Here is a 17,385-nt window from a genome sequence, read left to right on the forward strand (position 1 = left end):
GTCAGCGACCCCCGTTGTCCGTGGTACGGCCGGCGTCGTCGAACGACCGGCGGATGTGCTCTGCGGCGGCTTCCATGCCGAGGGAGTCGCTCAGGTAGCTGTCGAGGACGTCGTCCAGCAGCGCGTCCGGCCGTGCGTCCGGCAGGCCGGCCTCCACCGCGCCGGCCCCGTCCTCAGGACCGTCGATCCGCTTCTCGGCGATCCAGTACCGCTCCCGGGCGAAGGGGTAGGTGGGCAGCGGGACGACCCGGACCGTGCGCCCCGGGTGGAGGCTGCGCCAGTCGAGCTCGAAGCCGTTCACCCAGAGGTCGAGCACCTTCGCGTACTTCCCCTTCGCGATCCAGGCTTCGAGGATCGCGCCCATGTCCTCGTCCGCGGTGAGCGCGGAGAGTGCCCGGTCCTGGCGCTTCACCCGGCCGCGGTGCAGCCCCTCGGTCCGCTCGGGGCGCTCCAGGAAGCCCTGGAGACGCTCCCTCAGCTCGCCGAGGGAGCCGACGACCGTCCCCAGCCGCTCGGGCATCGCCTCGCGCCCGGTCTGCAGCGTGTGGGCGACGTCGGTGACGGACACCCCGCGCAGCTCCGCGGCGGGCAGCCAGCGCAGCAGCGCCGCGGCCTGCTCCCGCAGCCGCTCCTCGTCCTTGGCGGAGAGGACGACGACGGCGGGCCCGTCGGCCGGACCGCCCGCGGCGGCCGGCGCCGCCGGGACGTACTCCTCGATCACCACGTGCGCGTTGGCGCCGCCCGCCCCGAAGGACGAGACGCCGGCCCGGCGCGGGACCTCGGTGGTGACGCCGTCCACGGTGACGACCGGGCGCTTCCACTCCGCCTGCTCGCGCTGGACCACGAACGGGGTCGAGGCGAAGTCGATGTGCGGGTTCAGCTCCTCGGCGTGCAGGCTGGGCGCCAGCTCGCCGTGCTGGAGCTGGAGCACGACCTTCAGCACGCCGGCGATGCCCGCGGCGGCCTCGGCGTGGCCGATGTTGCTCTTGGCCGAGCCGATCGCGCAGTACTGGACGTCCCGGGTGTCACCGGAGAACGCCCTGGTGAGGCCGTTGATCTCGATCGGGTCGCCGAGCGCCGTCCCGGTGCCGTGGGCCTCGATGTAGCTGATCGTGCGGGCGTCGACGCCGGCCCGGTCGAGCGCCCGGCGCACGACCTTGCCCTGCGCCACCGGGTTCGGCACGGTGTAGCCGTTGGTCGTCCCGCCGTGGTTGATGCTCGTACCGCGGATGACGGCGTGGATGTGGTCGCCGTCCCGCTCGGCGTCCTCCAGTCGCTTGAGGACGATCGCGCCGACGCCCTCGCCGGGGACGAAGCCGTTGCCGCCGAGCCCGAAGCTGCGGCACTTCTCCTCGTCCGCGAGCATCTGGAGGTTGCACAGGTTGAGGTAGCTCGACGGGTGCAGGTAGAGGTTCACCCCGCCCGTCACGGCCAGCTCGCAGTCGCCGCGGAGCAGGTGCTCGCAGGCCTCGTGAAGAGCCGTCAGCGAGGAGGAGCAGAGCGTGTCGACCGGCATGCTCGGGCCGTTCAGGTTCAGCTTGAACGAGACCCGGTTGGCCGCCGACCCGAACGAGGTGTACGGGTAGGTCGTGTCGCCGCGGCGCCACCGCTCGGGCCCGTAGAGGTTGTGTCCGGCGCGCGTGATGCCCACGAAGACACCGACCCGGCCGTCGAAGTCCCGCTCGATGCGCGCCCGCGTGTAGCCCGCGTCCTCGAACGCCTTCCAGGTCTCCTGGAGGAACAGGCGCTCCTGCGGGTCGATCTCCATCGCCTCGTTGGGCGTCATCTCGAAGAACAGCGGGTCGAAGTCGGCGAAGCCGTCGAGGAAGCCGCCCCACTTGCTGTAGCTCTTGCCCTCCGCTGCGGCCCTCTCCTTGTCGGGCTCGTAGAAGCCGTCGAGGGGCCACCGGTCGGCGGGGATCTCGGTGACGGAGTTGCGGCCGGACCGCAGGTTCTCCCAGTACGCGTCCAGCGTCTCGGCCTGCGGGAACCGGGCGCTCATACCGACGATCGCGATGTCGCCACCGCGGTTCGGCGCGGGCTCGGGTGCGGCCGCCGGCGCGGCGGCGGCCGCGGGCGCGACCGGCGTGGTCCGCCCGGGCTCAGCAGGTGCTGCGGCCGCTGCGGGCGCAGGCATCACCGCGGCCGGAGCCGCCGGAGCGGCCACGGCAGCAGGCGCGAGGCCGACCGCCCGCTCCAGGGCCTCGTCCTGCCGCCCGGCGAAGTGCCCGGTGAGCTCCTCGATCGTGCGGTACTCGAAGAAGAGCGTGCTGCTGACCTCTCCCAGGTCCTTCTTGAGGTTGTTCAGGAGCTGGAGGATGAGGATCGAGTCGATGCCGTAGGCCGACAGCGGCTCCCGGGCGTCGATGGACCCGGCCGGGATCAGCAGGGTCCGGGCGACCAGCTCCCGCAGGTACGTCCGCATCGCGTCCTTGAACGCCGCCTCGTCCACCCGCACGGGCTGCGGGGCGGCTTCCGGCTCCGGCTGCGCGGCGGCGGGCGCCGCGGGCCGTGCCTCGGCGGGCGCCACGGGCTGGGGCCCGGCCTCGGCGGGCGGCTCGACGCCGTCCGCCTGGCGGATCACGCCGTCACTGAAGGCGACGACGACCTGCTGGCCGAGCGGGTGCGCGTCCCGGGCGGGGAACTCGACGGCCGCGAAGCCCTCCCACTCCAGCACGGACCGCCACATCGCGGGTTCGAGGCCCGGGCCGCCGGCGTCGCGCAGCTCCGGGTCGTCGTACAGCCACCAGCCGTCCAGGAGGGCGAAGGTCAGCATGCCGAACACGGTGTAGCCGTCGATCTCGTTGACCACGACGGCGCCGCCGGGGCGCAGCAGGGCCTTGCTGTTGCGCAGCGACACGCGGATGTCCTTGGTCGCGTGGAGCACGTTGGTCGCGATGACGAGGTCGTAACCGCCCTCCTCGAAACCCTGCTCCGCCACCGGCCGGCCGGCGTCGTAGAGCTCGGTGCGCAGGAACGGGTTCTCCGCCCCCCACTGCTGCCTGCCGTGGATGAGGAAGGCCCGCGAGAGGTCGGTGTAGCAGTACTCGCCGATGTGCTCCGCGTACGGGCGCAGCCGGCGCATGACCGTGGCGGTGGTGCCGCCGGTGCCGGCGCCGACCTCCAGGATGCGGAACCTCGCGCCGGGGTCCTGCGCCAGCCGGCGCTCGACCAGGGCGACGGTGCAGTCGCCGACGACGTCGTTGAAGTAGTCGGCGATCATGTTCCGCTTGTAGATGCCCTCCACCAGGTCCAGGGAGGAGCCGGGGAAGATGACGTCGACCGCGGAGGTGGCGCCGGTGAGGATGCCGGTCAGTGCCCGGATGGTCTTGTCGACCAGGTCCACGGACGCCCGCAGCTCCGGATCGGCCAGCCACGCCTGCTTGTTGCGCTCCCACTCGGCCGCGGTCGCGGCCGCGTCGACGGGGTCGGCGGCGCCGGCGCGGTAGCCGGTGCCGGTCTCGACGAGGTGGCCCTGCTGCACGAAGAGCTTGAGGGTCTCCTGGAGCCAGCGGTCGTACTTGGCGATGATCCCGTTGGCCTGCTGGAAGGAGGCCGCGTCGAAGACGCCGCCGGGGAACCAGCCGCGGCCGTGCAGCTCGCACCAGAGCAGCTTGGCGAGCAGCGCGTCCAGCTCCCGGAGCTTGTCCTTCGCCTGGGTCTCCACCGTGCGCAACGCGCCCTGACGGGAGGGGAGTTCGGGGGCGAGCGGGCCGGCCTGCGCGGCCGCCGGGCTCAGCACCCGGACGGACTCGTGCGCCGAGTAGGCCTCGAACCGTTCCGGCTTGCGGGTGTTGACGTAGACCAGCTGCCCGAGCGGCGCGGCCAGCAGCCGCTCGACCGCGTCCATCGCGAGCGCCGGGTCGATGTCGCCGAGGCCCTCCTGCTGGTAGATCCGCTCCCGGACGTGCTGCGGGACGTCGAGCCCGCTGCCGACGGCGCCCCAGTAGCCCCAGTTGACCACCTTGACGGCGTAGCCGCGCTCCGCGGACAGCCGGTCGGCGAGGGCGTCCTCGAAGGCGTTGCCGGCCACGTAACTGCAGTAGCCCATGGTCTGGTTGATCGACGCGATCGAGGAGAAGAACAGCAGGAAGTCGAGCCCCTCGACGTCGAAGACCTCGGCCATCCGCACGCTGGCGTCGACCTTGGCGCTCAGGCCCTGGCGGAACTGCTCCTCGCTGGTGTTCGGCAGGCTCTGGTCGACCAGCCCGAACACCGACTGGACGACTCCGTGGACGGTGCCGAACCGCTCCTTGACCTTCTCGTACGCGGCCCGCAGCGACACCGGGTCGGCGGCGTCCGCCGGGACGTACCAGGGCGCGCGGCCCAGGGCGCCCAGCCGGTCGATCTTCCGCTGGATGGCGTCGTCCTTCTCGCGGCGGCCGATCCAGACCACCTGGGCGCCGAAGCGGCGGATGACGTCCTCGCTCCACAGCTCGCCGATGCCGCCGGCCCCGCCGAGGACGACGTAGACGCCGCCCTCCTTGTACGGGGTGCGGGCCGGCGCGGGGAGCGCCACCTCGGCCAGGCTGCGGCGGAACCACTGCCCGCGCCGCAGCGCCCGCACCGAGCGGGCCGGGGCGCCCAGCAGGGCGGCCACGGGGGCGGGTTCGGCCACGCCGAGGTCGAAGGACTTCACGCCCCAGTTCGGCAGTTCCCTGGCCATCACGCCGGCCAGGCCGAGCACCGCCGCGTCGGCGGGGTGCACCGTCTCGCCCCGGAGCACGGACTGGGTCTGCCGGGTCACGACCGTCCAGCTCAGTTCCTCGCCGCCGTAGCCGAGCGCGAACAGGGCCTTGGTCAGCCGGAAGAAGGCGACCACGCCGGTGTCGGTGCGCTGCAGCAGTGCGGTGGCCCCGGCCGTCGCGGCGGCGTCGGCCGGCGAGATCCAGACGAGGTGGCGGACGGTGCCGATGCGGCGCAGCGCGGCGGTGAGCGCCTCGACGCTCCGCATCTCGCCGTCGGCGAGGAAGTGCGGGGCGGCGCAGCGGGCGGCGATGGCGGCGCGCTCGTCGGCGTCCCCGCCGACGACCACCACGTTGCCGTCCAGGATCAGGCCGTCGGCCGGCTCGGCGCCCTGGCCGGGGGCCGGCTCGCGGACCCACAGCGGTGCCAGCGACAGGTGGTCGGCGTCCTCCGGGCCGGTGGCGCGCGGGGCGGCCAGGGCCGTCGGGACGGGGGCGGCGGGCAGGGCCGGGCGCCGCGTCACGGCCTCCTCGGGCAGCCAGTAGCGCTGGCGCAGGAAGGGGTAGGTCGGCAGCGGGACGCGCAGGTGCGCCCCGGCGGGGAAGAGCCGCGCGTACTCCAGCTCGTAGCCCTGGAGGTACAGGTCGCGCACGGCTTCCAGCTGTTCGGTCCGGGCCGTCCCGGCCGCGCCCTCGGCGCACTGCCGGATGCAGCTGTTGCCGAACTGCTCCAGGGAGGTCTGCGGGCGCGGCGCGTGGTCCGCGAGGTCGGCGACGCGCACGTGCTCCTCGCGGCCGTCCGCGAGCCACTCCCGCAGGCGCGCCACCAGCTCGGCGGTGTCCCGGGCGACGCAGGCCAGCCGGACCGGGCAGTGCCGGCGGCCCAGGAGCAGCGTCAGGGCGACGTCACCCAGCCCGGTCTCCGGACGGCCGGCCAGGTGGTCCGCCAGCTGGGCGGCCTGGGTGCGCAGTTGGTCGGGCGAGAGGGCGGACAGCACCACCAGGTGGCCGTCCGTGGCCGGCCCGGTGCGGCGCCGCTCGGGGGCCTCCTCGATCACCAGGTGGGCGTTGGTGCCGCTGAACCCGAACGAGCTGAGGGCGGCCAGCCGCGGGCGGCCCGGCTCGGCCGTCCACGCGCGGTGGACGGTGTTGACGTAGAACGGGCTGCCCTGGAAGGCGATGTGGGCGTTGCCCTGCTCGAAGTGGAGGGAGCGCGGCAGCTCGCGGTGGTGCATGGCGAGCAGGACCTTGGCGAGGCCGGCCACCCCGGAGGCGGGCGCGGCGTGCCCGATGTTGGTCTTCACCGAGCCGATCGCGCAGTACTCCTGCTTGTCGGTGTAGGCGCGGAACGCCCGGGTCAGCGCCTGGAACTCGATCGGGTCGCCGAGCTTGGTGCCGGTGCCGTGGGCCTCGACCAGCTGGATGCCGGCCGGGTCGATGCCGAAGGTGTCGTAGACCGAACGCTCCAGCCGCTCCTGCGACTTCGCGCTCGGCGCGGTGATGCCGTTGGACGTCCCGTCCTGGTTCAGGCCCGAGGCGCGCACCACACCGTGGATGTGGTCGCCGTCGGCGAGCGCGTCCCGCAGGCGCTTGAGCACGACCATGCCGACGCCCTCGCCGGGGACGAAGCCGTCCGCCCGCTCGTCGAAGGTGTGGCACTGGCCGGTGTCGGAGAGCATGCCGGCCTTGTGGGCCGCCAGGTAGTAGTCGGGTGCGCACTGCACCGAGACCCCGCCGGCCAGGGCCAGCTCCACCTCGCCGGCGCGCAGCGCCTGGCACGCGAGGTGGATGGCGACCAGGGAGCCGGAGCAGGCCGTCTCGACGGCGATGGCGGGGCCCTGGAGGTCGAGGTAGTAGGAGATCCGGGCCGGGATGATCGCCTCGGCGTTGCCCCACATGGCCTGGGCCGGGGCGTCCTCGGCGGGCGCGGTCAGGTAGTCGCTGATCTGGGTGCCGATGTAGACGCCGCAGTCCCGGCCGCGGACGGCCTCGCCGGCGTAGCCGGCGTCCTCCAGCGCCTTCCAGGACTCCTCCAGCGTCAGGCGCTGCTGCGGGTCCATGTAGGTGGCCTCAAGGCCGGATATCTGGAAGAACATCGGGTCGAAGAGGTCGATGTCGTCCATGAGCGAGGCGTACCGGGGGTGGCCGGCGCCCGGGGAGACGTACGCGGAGAGGTCCCAGCGGTCGATCTCGCCGACCAGGCTGCGGCCCTCGGCGAGGTACTGCCAGAGCTGGTGGACGTCCTTCGCGGTGCCGAACCGCCCGCTCAGGCCGATGATCGCGATCGGCTCGGTGGACGGGTCCGCGGCAGCGGCGGGCGCAGCGGCGGAGGCGGGCGCAGCGGGTGCGGGGGCCACGACGGCGGTGGGCACGGCGGCCGCGGGGGCCTCCGGCGCCGGGACGACCGAGGTGGCGACGACCCGCGCCGGGGCGGCCGCCGCGGGGACGACCGCGGACCGCGGCGCGGGAGCGGCTTCGGGCTCCGCGACGGCCGAGGCGGCCAGCTCGTCGCGGTGGAACTCCACCACGTACCGGGCCAGCCGGCGCACCGAGCTGTGGTCGAACAGGTCGGTGGCCGCCAGCGTGGTGCCGAGCGCGGTGTTCAGGTCCTGCGTCAGGCCGACCCCGAGGATGGAGTCGACGCCGTAGTCGGCGAAGGCGTCCTCCTCGGAGATCTCCCGGCGGTCCAGGCCGAGGGACTGCTCGATCTGCGTGAGGATCGCCTCCCGCACGCGCGCCTCCTGGACCGCGACGGGCGCGGGCGCGGCGACGGCCGGCGTGACGACCGGTGTGACGACCGGGGTGACGGGCACGTCGGCGGCCACGGGCAGGGCGACGGGCGCGGCGACGGCCGGCTGCGCGTCGGCGGTGCTCCGCGGCAGCAGTGCCCGCGCCTGCCCGGGAAAGGTGTCGGCCACGTAGGCCGCCAGCCGGCGCACCGAGCCGTGGTCGAACAGGTCCGTGGTGACCAGCACCCCGCCCAGGTCCTCGTTGAGGTCCTGGATCAGCTGCACCCCGAGGATGGAGTCCACCCCGTAGTCGGAGAAGGCGTCCTCCTCGTGGACCTCGCTCGCGGCCAGCCCCAGGGAGTCCTGGATCCGCGTGACGATCGCGCGCTGCACATACGCCCGCACCTCGCCCTCGCTCACCACCGGCGCGGCCGGCTGGTTCTGCACGGCCTGCACGGCCTGCGGCTCGGCCGCGGCGGTGACCGCGGCCGCGGGCACGTCCGCACCGGACCGGGCCACGACGATCTGGTGGCCCGCCTCGTGCACCGCGGCGGCCGGGAAGGCGACGGGGCCGAAGCCCGCCTCCTCCAGGACCGTCCGCCAGCTCGCGGGCGCCAGGCCGGGGCAGCCCTCGATCCGCAGCTCGGCGTCCTGGTAGAGCCACCAGCCGTCGAGCAGGCCGAAGGTCAGGTGCAGGAAGAGCGTGCGCGCGGCCATCTCGTTCAGGACGAGCTCGCCGTCCGCACCCAGCAGCGCCTTGGCGTGGCGCACGGCCGCCCGCACGTCGTGGGTCGCGTGCAGGACGTTGGTGGCGAGGACGATGTCGTAGCCGCCCTCGGTCACGCCCTGCTCCGCGGGGCCGCGCTCCACGTCGAAGAGCTCGAACCGCACGTACGGGTGCTCGGCGCCGAACTCCTTGCGCCCCTTGAGCAGGAAGTACTTGGAGAGGTCGGTGTAGCGGTACTCGGCGATGGCGTCGCGGTACGGCGCGAGCCGGCGCAGCACCTTCTCGCTCGTGCCGCCGGTGCCGGAGCCGATCTCGAAGATCCGCACCCGGCGGGCCGGGTCACGGTCGAGCAGGGCCGCCACCCGGGCGGCCACCTGGTCCGCCATGATCTCGTTGAGGGCGTCGGCGCTGTCGCAGTGCCGGTAGACGCCCTCCACCAGGGCCATCGACGAGCCGGGGAAGATGACGTCGGTCGCGGGCCGGCGGCCGGTGAGGACCTCGGGGAACGCGCGGACCGCCGGGTCCAGCAGGGCGACGTAGGCGTTGGCGCCGTTGCCCTCCCGGCACAGCGCCTCCCAGCGCCGCCACACGGCGTCACCGTCGGCCGGCGCCTTCGCGGTCGGCGTGTAGTGCCCGGCACCCTCCTCGCGGTACTCCAGGTAGCCGTGGCCGGCCAGGATGCGCAGGCTCTCGTCGAGCCAGCGGTCGTAGCCGCCGCCCGGCTTCAGCCCGGCCCGGAGCCCGGCGACGGAGCCGCCCTCGGCCCTCAGCCCCACGGCCCGCAGCTGCGTGAACAGGAGCTCGCAGAGCAGCTCGTCGTCGAAGCCCCGGGCGCTGCCGGAGTCGGCGAGGACGCGCCGCAGCTGGTGCTCGTCCGCGGTCCGCACCGCACCGGCCGCACCGGCGGCACCGGCCGCCGGCTTCGCGGCCCGCTTCGGGGTCGTGGTCTTCTCCACGGCGAGCTGGTCGAACGGCCCGGAGAGCAGCGCGTCCAGCGCCGCCATGCCCTCGGCGGGCTCGATCGAGCCGATGCCGTCGAGCTCCATCCGCCGCTGGTAGGCGTCGGCGGCGACGACGCCGACGCTGCCCCAGTAGCCCCAGTTCATCACCTTCACGGTGGCGGGCCAGGTCTGCTGCAGGAGCCGGGCGAAGGCGTCCTTGAAGACGCAGCCGCAGACGTAGTTGCTCTGGCCCGCGGAGCGCTGGAAGGAGTTGAGCGAGGAGAAGAACAGCACGAAGTCCAGCGGCTCGCCGGCGAAGACCTGGGCCATCCGGACGCTGACGTCCACCTTGGCCCGCACCGCGGCCCGGAACCGGTCCTCGGTCATCCGCGCCACGCTCTGGTCGAGCAGGGCGATGGCCGAGTGGACGACGCCGTGGATCTGCGGGAAGCGCGCCTTGACCTGGGCGACGGCGGCCGCGAGGGACTCCCGGTCGGTGGCGTCGGCCTGGAGGTACCAGGGCGCGGGGCCCAGCAGGGCCAGCTCGGCGGTCCGGGCCCGGATCGCCTCGTCCTCGGGGCGGCGGCCGATCCAGACCACCTGCGCCCGGTAGTTGCGCACGACGTGCTCCGTCCAGGCCGCCCCGAGGCCGCCGGCGCCGCCGATGACGACGTAGACGCCGCCGTGCTTGTACGCCGTGGCGTCCTCACGGGCGGCCTCCTCGGCCGGCACGGGCACCAGGGTCTGCCGGTACCAGTGCCCGCCCCGGTGCGCCCAGGTGGCCGCCGCCGGCTCCGCCGGGAGGTCGAGCGCCTCGCGCAGGACGGAGTCGCGCAGCTCCTCGACGTCGGCGAGGCGGACCCGCCAGCGCGGGTTCTCCTTCGCCAGCGAGCCCAGCAGGCCGTGTACACCGGCGTGGGTCGGGTCGACCCGGTCGGTGTCGCCGACGAACTGGCTGCGGACCGTCACGGCGGTCCACTCCAGGGCCCGCTTCTCGTAGCCGAGCGCCAGGAGCGCCTTGGCCAGCCGGAACCCGGCGTAGGCGCCCTGCTCCTGACGGTCGATCAGGTCGTCGCTCTCCGGTCCGGCCGGTGCGGCGCCGCCCGCGACCCAGACCACGTGGTCGTAGACCGCGCCGCCGCGCGCCAGCCGCGCCCTGAGGCCTTCGACGGTGTCGCCCGCCCGCAGCAGCAGGACCTCGACGCCCGCGTGGCCGGCGAGGACCGAGCCCAACGCGTCCGCCTGGTCGCCGACGAGCAGGATCCGCCCGCCCGGGGCGCGCTGCGCCGCGGGCGGGAACGGCGGCTGCGCCTGCTCCCAGCCCGGCTTCAGCAGGGTGAGCCGGCCCTCGGACGTGGCCGGGGTGGCGGCGGGCAGCGGCTGGGCGGCGCGCTTGACCGGGCGGGTGCTGAAGGCCCTGATCCGCACGCACACGTTGCCCTGCGCGTCGCACAGGTCGACGTCCAGCTTGTCGCCGCCCTGCCCGGAACCGCCCTGCCCGGAACCGCCCTGCGCCGAACCGCCCTGCCCGGCCGGACGCTCGCTGCGCCGCAGCCACGCCCACATGGTCGGCGTGCAGGGCCCGAGGATCTCCAACTCCTCCAGCGCGTACGGCAGGTGGGCACCGTCGACGGCGTCCAGCAGGCCGATGGAGGCCTGCAGGGCGGCGTCGAGCAGGCTGGGGTGCAGCCCGAACCGGTCGAGGCCGTCCTCCGCCGCCCGCGGCAGCGCCAGCTCGGCGAGGACCTGCCCCTCACCGGCGAAGATCCGCACCAGGCCCTGGAAGGCCGGACCGTACTGGATGCCCTTGCGCCGGTAGGAGGCGTACGCCTCGGCGGCGTCGATCTCGTAGGAGCCGCACTCGGCCCGCAGTCGCGCGAGGTCGAGCGGGGCCGGGCTCGGGGTGTCGCCGACGACGATGCGGCCCTGGCTGTGCACGGCCGGCTGCGCGCCGGCCACCGGGGCGAGGATCCGGTAGCGCACCCCCGCGGCGTCCTCGTCGAGCTCGACCCGGACGTCCGACGGGGTGTCACCGACCTTGACCGGCCGCATCCAGACGACGTCCCGGATCACCACGGTGCCGGGCCGGCCGCCCTGGTCCGCCCGGGCGGCGGCGTGGGCCGCGCGGGCCAGCTCCAGGTGGGCCACACCGGGGAGGACCTTCTCCCCGGCCACGACGTGGTCGCGCAGGAAGAACTCCCGGCCGGTGAGGGTCGTCCCGGCCGGCCGGCCGGGCTCCGCGGAACGCCGCAGCAGCGGGTGGCCGGCCGCGGCCGCCGCCTGCCGGGCGACGTCCTGCTGCCACAGCCGCTTCCTGGCGAAGGGGTAGCCGGGCAGCGAGACCGGGGCCGGGCGCCGGCCGCCGAACAGCCGGAGCCATGCGAGGTCGTGCCCCTGGCAGTAGGCCTTGGCGACGGCCCGCAGCGCGTCCGCGTAGAGCGCGCCGTCATGGTGCAGCCGGGCCGCCTGCTCCAGCAGGCGGTCGCCGGCCTCGCGCACCTCGGCCTTCGGCGCGAAGCCCTTGGGCACCCGCGCGGTGAAGACGTCCGGCGCCTGCCCGTCCCGGGCCCACTGCCGCAGCAGGCGGACGGCCTCGGCGGCGTCGCGGGCCACCACCGCGCAGCGGTGCTGGAAGTGCGGCCGGCCGTCGAGCAGGGTCGCGCCGACCTCGCGCAGGCCCTGCGGGCGGGTGGCGTCCTCCAGGAAGTCGATCAGGTCGGTGACGCGCTGCCGCAGCGACTCCTCGGACTTGGCCGACACGGCCAGGAGGTGGGCGGGCATCGTCGCGGCCTCGTCCTCGTTCTGCACCGGATAACTCTCCACAACCATGTGTGCGTTGGTCCCGCTCATACCGAACGAGCTGACGGCCGCGACGCGCCGGCGCCCGGCGCGCTCGGGCCAGGCCCGGTTCGCCTTGTTGACGAAGAACGGGCTGTCCTTCCAGGCGATGTACTCGCTCTCCTGCTCGCAGTGCAGGCTCGCCGGGATCGTCTCGTGCCGCATGGCCTGGACGAGCCCGATGAGGCTGACGAGGCCGGAGGCCGCGAGCGTGTGCCCGACGTTCGACTTGACCGACGTCAGGGCGCAGTACTGCTGCTTGTCGGTGAAGCCCTTGAAGGCGTCGTTGAGCGCGTTGATCTCCACCGGGTCCCCGAGCCGGGTGCCCGTCCCGTGCGCGACCACGTACTCGACGTCCGCCGGGTCGACCCCGTACTGGCGGTACGTGGAGCGCAGCAGCTCCGTCTGGGCGTCGCCGTTGGGGGCCGTGATGCCGTTCGACCTGCCGTCGTAGTTGATGCCGCTGGCGCGGATGACGGCGTGGATCCGGTCCCCGTCGGCGACCGCCGCGGAGAGCTTCTTCAGGACGACGACGGCGACGGCCTCGCTGAGCACCATGCCGTTGGCCCGCTTGTCGAAGGCGTAGCAGACGCCGTCCTCGGAGAGCATGCCGGCCTGCCGGGTGCCGTCGAGCAGCTGCGGGGTCGTGATCAGGCTGATCCCGGCGGCGAGGGCGGTCTCGCACTCGCCGTTGCGGATGCTCGCGCACGCCTGGTGGGCGGCGACGAGGCCGGAGGAGCAGGCCGTGTTGAGGGCCATCACCGGGCCGTTGAGGTCCAGGAAGTAGGACAGCCGCGCGGCGAGGATGCCGTCGTGGTTGGCGGTGATGCTGCCGGTGCCGCGGGCGAGGTCGCCGTAGTCGCCCTGCTCGACGCCCACGAACATGCCGACCCTGCGGGTGGTCGCCGGCTTCCAGCCCGCGTCCTCCAGCGCCCGCCACGACTCCTGGAGGAGCAGCCGCTGGCGCGGGTCCAGGCTCTGCGCCTCCTTGGGGGAGAGTTCGAAGAACAGCGGGTCGAACTCGTCCGGTCCGGACAGCTGGCCGACCCGGAACGCGCCGAACGGGCTGTCCTCGGGCTCGCCCCAGAGGGCGAGGCGCTCACGGCTGACCGGGGTCACGGTGTCGCGGCCCTCGGCGAGGACGGACCAGAGCTGGTCGACGTCGTCCGCGCCGGGGAAGCGGCCGCTCATGCCGATGACGGCGATGGCGTCGTCGTCCGCGCTCCCCCCGGCCGCTGCCCGGGCGGCCGGCTCGGGGCGGGTGCCGCCCGCCTGCTGTCCGGCCGTGGCGGCCTCGACGGCGGCGATGGCCTCGACGGCCCCGTCGACGGCGGCCTGGGCCGGGGTGACGGCCTGGGCCGCGGCAGCCGGCTGGGCCGGTGCGGCGGGCCGCGCCGGTGCCGGTTCGGACGCGGCCCGGTCGAGTGCGGCCCGGAACCAGTCCGGCTCGGTCACCTCGGCGGCGGTGGCGGGTACGGCGTCGTCAGCACCGCCGTAGAACGCGGCGAGGACGTCCTGGTGCTCGGCCGCGAAGTAGCCCTTGAGCTTGCGCAGCGTGGAGTGGCTGTAGAAGAGCGAGGGCGAGACCTCGACGCCGTAGTGCGAGCCGAGCCGGGCCGCCAGCTCGGCCAGGCTGACCGAGTCGAAGCCGTAGTCGGAGAGGTTGTCGTCCTCGTAGATCTTGTCGAGGCCGATGTTGACGGCCCCGCTGATGATCTCCCTGAGGTCGCGGTCCAGCCCCTCCTCGGCGCTGACCACCGGCACGGTCGGTGCGGACGCCGCCGCCGGGGCGGACGGCGCGACGGCCGGCTGCGGCTGCGTCAGCCCGAGGAAGCGCACCACCCGGCTGGGCCTGCCCACCAGGATCATGTGCTGCGGGGCGTCCTGGGCCAGTAGCTGCTCGAACAGCGCGATGCCGTCCTGCGTCTCCAGGAAGTCCTGGCCGCTCGACCGCAGGAGCATCGTGGTGGTGTCCTGGTCGAAGCCCATCCCTCCCTCGCGCCAGAGCGGCCAGTTGACGACCACCGTCCGGCCGGAGAGCCGCCCGGCCGCGACCTGTGCGTCGCGGTGGGCCGCGTAGGCCATCTGGAAGCGGTTGCCGACCGCGTAGTCGCAGGTGCCGAAGTCACCGATGACGGCCGAGGTCGAGGAGAAGTAGCAGACGAAGTCGACGGGCTCGCCCGCGAGCGCCTCGTCCAGCGCCAGCGTGCCGCGGATCTTGGGCTCCAGGATTCCCGCGAAGGTGCCGGGCTCCTTCTGCAGGACGCTCCCCTCGCCCTGGACGCCGGCCGCGTGGACGACGCCGTTCAGCGCGCCGAAGCGCTCGCGCGCCTGCTCCACGACGCGCTTCATGTCCTGCGCGTCGGCCACGTCCGCCTGCACGTACACGGCCCGGCCCCCGGCGGCGGTCAGGCCGTCGAGCATCTCCTGGCGCGCCGCGTCCAGCGGGGAGCGCCCGGTGAGCACGAGGTCGGCCCCGTAGTTCTCGGCGAGGTGCCGGGCGACGATCATCCCGAGGCCGCCGGCCCCGCCGGTGATCAGGTAGGTGCCGCCGCGCCGCAGGGCGCCGGGGCGCTCGGCGAGGGCGGCCGGCCGGACCCTGCTGACGAAGCGTCCGCCGGCGCGGTAGAGCGCGCTGACGGCCTTCCCGGTGCGCAGCTCGGCGAGCAGCCGCTGCGTCCAGGCGGCCTCGTCGGCGGGCCGCTGCGGGTCGGCGGCGTCCTGGAGCACGGCCACCACGGACAGCTGCGGCATGACCAGGCCCAGCGACCGCTCGAAGCCGATGTGGGCCTCCAGCAGGGCGCGCTCGACGCCGTCGCGGTACTCCCCCGCGAGCACGAGGCGCCGCGCGGGCAGCTTGGCCGCGGCCACGGCCTGGAGGGTGAGAACGACGTCACCGAAGTCCTCGGCGTCCCAACCGGGCTCCAGCGCGCGGAGGTTGACGACCGCGTCGATGCCGGGCCGGTTCGCCGCGAGGTCGCGGAACGCCTCCCGGTAGTCCTGGGGCTCACCGCGCCGGACCTCGTAGGAGTCCGCCGCCACCTTCCGGTAGACGTCGCCGAAGCCGACGAAGGCCACCGGCAGGGCGGGGTCGAGCGCGCGCACGGCCCGGGCGATCCCGGCCTGGCGCTCCGCCCCGGTGCAGAGGAAGACGACGCCACCGGGCTGCCGGTCGGCCGCGCCGTCCAGCGCCTGCGGCTCCCAGCCCTCCACGAAGGCGAGCGACCGGGTCGGCTCCTCGGCCTCGGCCACGGCGGCCGGGGCGGTGACGGCGACCGTCCGGGCGACCGGGGGCGCGACGGCGACCGACGCGGCAACGGCCGACGCGACGGCGACCGGCTCCACCGGGGGCCGGCCGAGGGAGAGCGGCTTCGGCGCGTCCAGCCAGTGACGCTCCTGCGCGAACGGGTACGTCGGCAGCGGGATGCGGCGCACCTCGGCGCCCCGGCCCAGGGACTCCCAGTCGAGGGCGAGGCCCTTGACCCAGAGCTCGGCGAGCTTCTCGCCCCGGCCGCGTTCGAGCCAGCGCGCCACCACCTCCTGCATCTCCTCGTCGGCCTCCAGGAGGGCGACGGTGTCCTTGTGCGCGCGCACCCCGGCGTGGAAGACGCCCTCGACGTCCTGCCCGCCGTCGAGGAAGGCCCGGAGCTTCTCGCGCAGCGCGTCGTGACCGTCCACGACCAGGGCGAGCCGCTCCTCCATGGCCTCGCGGCCGACCTGGAGCGTGTAGGCGATGTCCGGCAGCGCGGCCTCCCGGCCCTGCTCCGACAGCCAGTCCAGGAGCGCCTGCGCCTTCTCGCGCAGGCGGTCACCGTCCTTCGCCGACAGGGCGACGAGCTGCGGCTGCGCGGTGCGGCCGGTCTGCGGCGCCGGCTCCTGCGCGGGCACGTACTCCTCGATGATCACGTGAGCGATGGCGCCGTGGGCGCCGAAGGAGGAGACGCCGGCGATCCGGGGCAGCTCCCGCGTCACCCCGTCGACCGTCCGCGTGGGGCGCCGCCACGGCTCCAGCTCCTGCTGGACGTAGAACGGCGTGTTCGCGAAGTCGATGTAGGGGTTGAGCTTCTCGGAGTGCAGGGACGGCGCGATCATCCCGTGCTTCATCTGCAGCAGCACCTTGGTGACGGCGACGACGCCGGCCGCGCCCTCCAGGTGCCCGATGTTCGACTTGACCGAGCCGATCGGGCAGTACTGCTTACCGGCGGTGTGCTTGCGGAACGCCCGGGTCAGGCCGGTGATCTCGATCGGGTCGCCGAGCGAGGTGCCCGTCCCGTGGCCCTCGATGTAGCTGACGTCCTCGGCCGAGAGGCCGGCGTCGGCCAGGGCGGCCGTGACCATCTCCGCCTGGGCCAGCGGGTTGGGCACCGTCATCCCGTTGGTCTTGCCGCCGTGGACGGTGGCGACGCCGCGGATCACGCCGTGGATGTGGTCGCCGTCGGCGACGGCCTGGTCGAGCGGCTTGAGCAGGACACAGCCCACGCCCTCGCCGGGCACGTAGCCGGTGCCGCCGTCGCCGAACGAGCGGCAGCGCCCGTCCTTGGCGAAGAAGTTCATCTGGCTCAGCGACACGTACTTGTTCGGGTGCAGCGAGAGGTTGGCCCCGCCGGCGAACGCCAGCGACGCGCTGCCGTTGCGGATGCTCTCGACCGCCATGGCGATCGCGTAGAGCGAGGACGAGCAGGCGGTGTCGACGGTCAGGCTCTGCCCGTGCAGGTTGAAGAAGTACGACACGGCGTTGGAGGCCGCGGCGCGGTCGGAGAGGACCACCTCCTGGCCGCTGAGCAGCTGGTACTCGTTCCACATCATGCCGAGGTAGACGCCGACCTTGCGGGCCTTGTCGGCGCTCAGGGTCTTGCGCGTGTACCCGGCGTCCTCCATGGCCTCCCAGGCCGACTGGAGGAACAGGCGGCTCTGCGGGTCGGTCAGCGCGGCCTGGTTCGGGGACATGTTGAAGAACAGGGCGTCGAAGTTCTCGGCGCCGTCGATGAAGCCGCCCCACTTGCTGCTGCTCTTGCCGGGCGTCTTCTCGGCCGCGTAGTGCTCGTCCTTGTCCCAGCGGTGCGCCGGGATCTCCTCGATGCAGTCCTCGCCGCGCTCCAGGACCTTCCAGAACTCGTCGAGGTTCCGGGCCTTCGGGTAGCGGCCGCTGATGCCGATGACCGCCACGTCACGCGACCGCCCGGCGGCCTGCGGGTGCCCCTGCACGGCCGGGGCCGCGGACACCGCCGGTGCGGTCTGCGTCCGGAGGGGCTGCGCCGGCGCGACGGGGACCGGGGCGGCCGGTGCCGCTGCGGCCGGGGCCGGGGCGGCGGACTGCCCGAGGTCGAGCAGCTCGGTCAGCCGCTCCGCCTGGTTCTCCGAGAAGTACCCCGCCAACTCGTCGATCGTCCGGTACTCGAAGAACAACGTCCCCGGAATCGACTCGAAGTCCTTCCCCAGAAGACGCATCAACTCCATGATCTGGA

1 protein-coding gene is annotated in these 17,385 nt (G+C 74.0%); it reads right to left on the minus strand.

Going from position 1 to position 17,385, the window contains the following annotated elements; translation table 11 throughout:
- Nucleotide 1: 1 nt before the first annotated feature.
- Nucleotides 2–17,368: an SDR family NAD(P)-dependent oxidoreductase gene (locus C2142_RS05100; protein WP_162002409.1), complete on the minus strand. Its 17,367-nt coding sequence runs from the start codon at nt 17,366–17,368 to the stop codon at nt 2–4.
- Between the last annotated feature and the right edge of the window lie 17 nt (nt 17,369–17,385).

This window comes from Streptomyces sp. CB01881, assembly GCF_002953255.1.
Lineage (GTDB): Bacteria > Actinomycetota > Actinomycetes > Streptomycetales > Streptomycetaceae > Kitasatospora.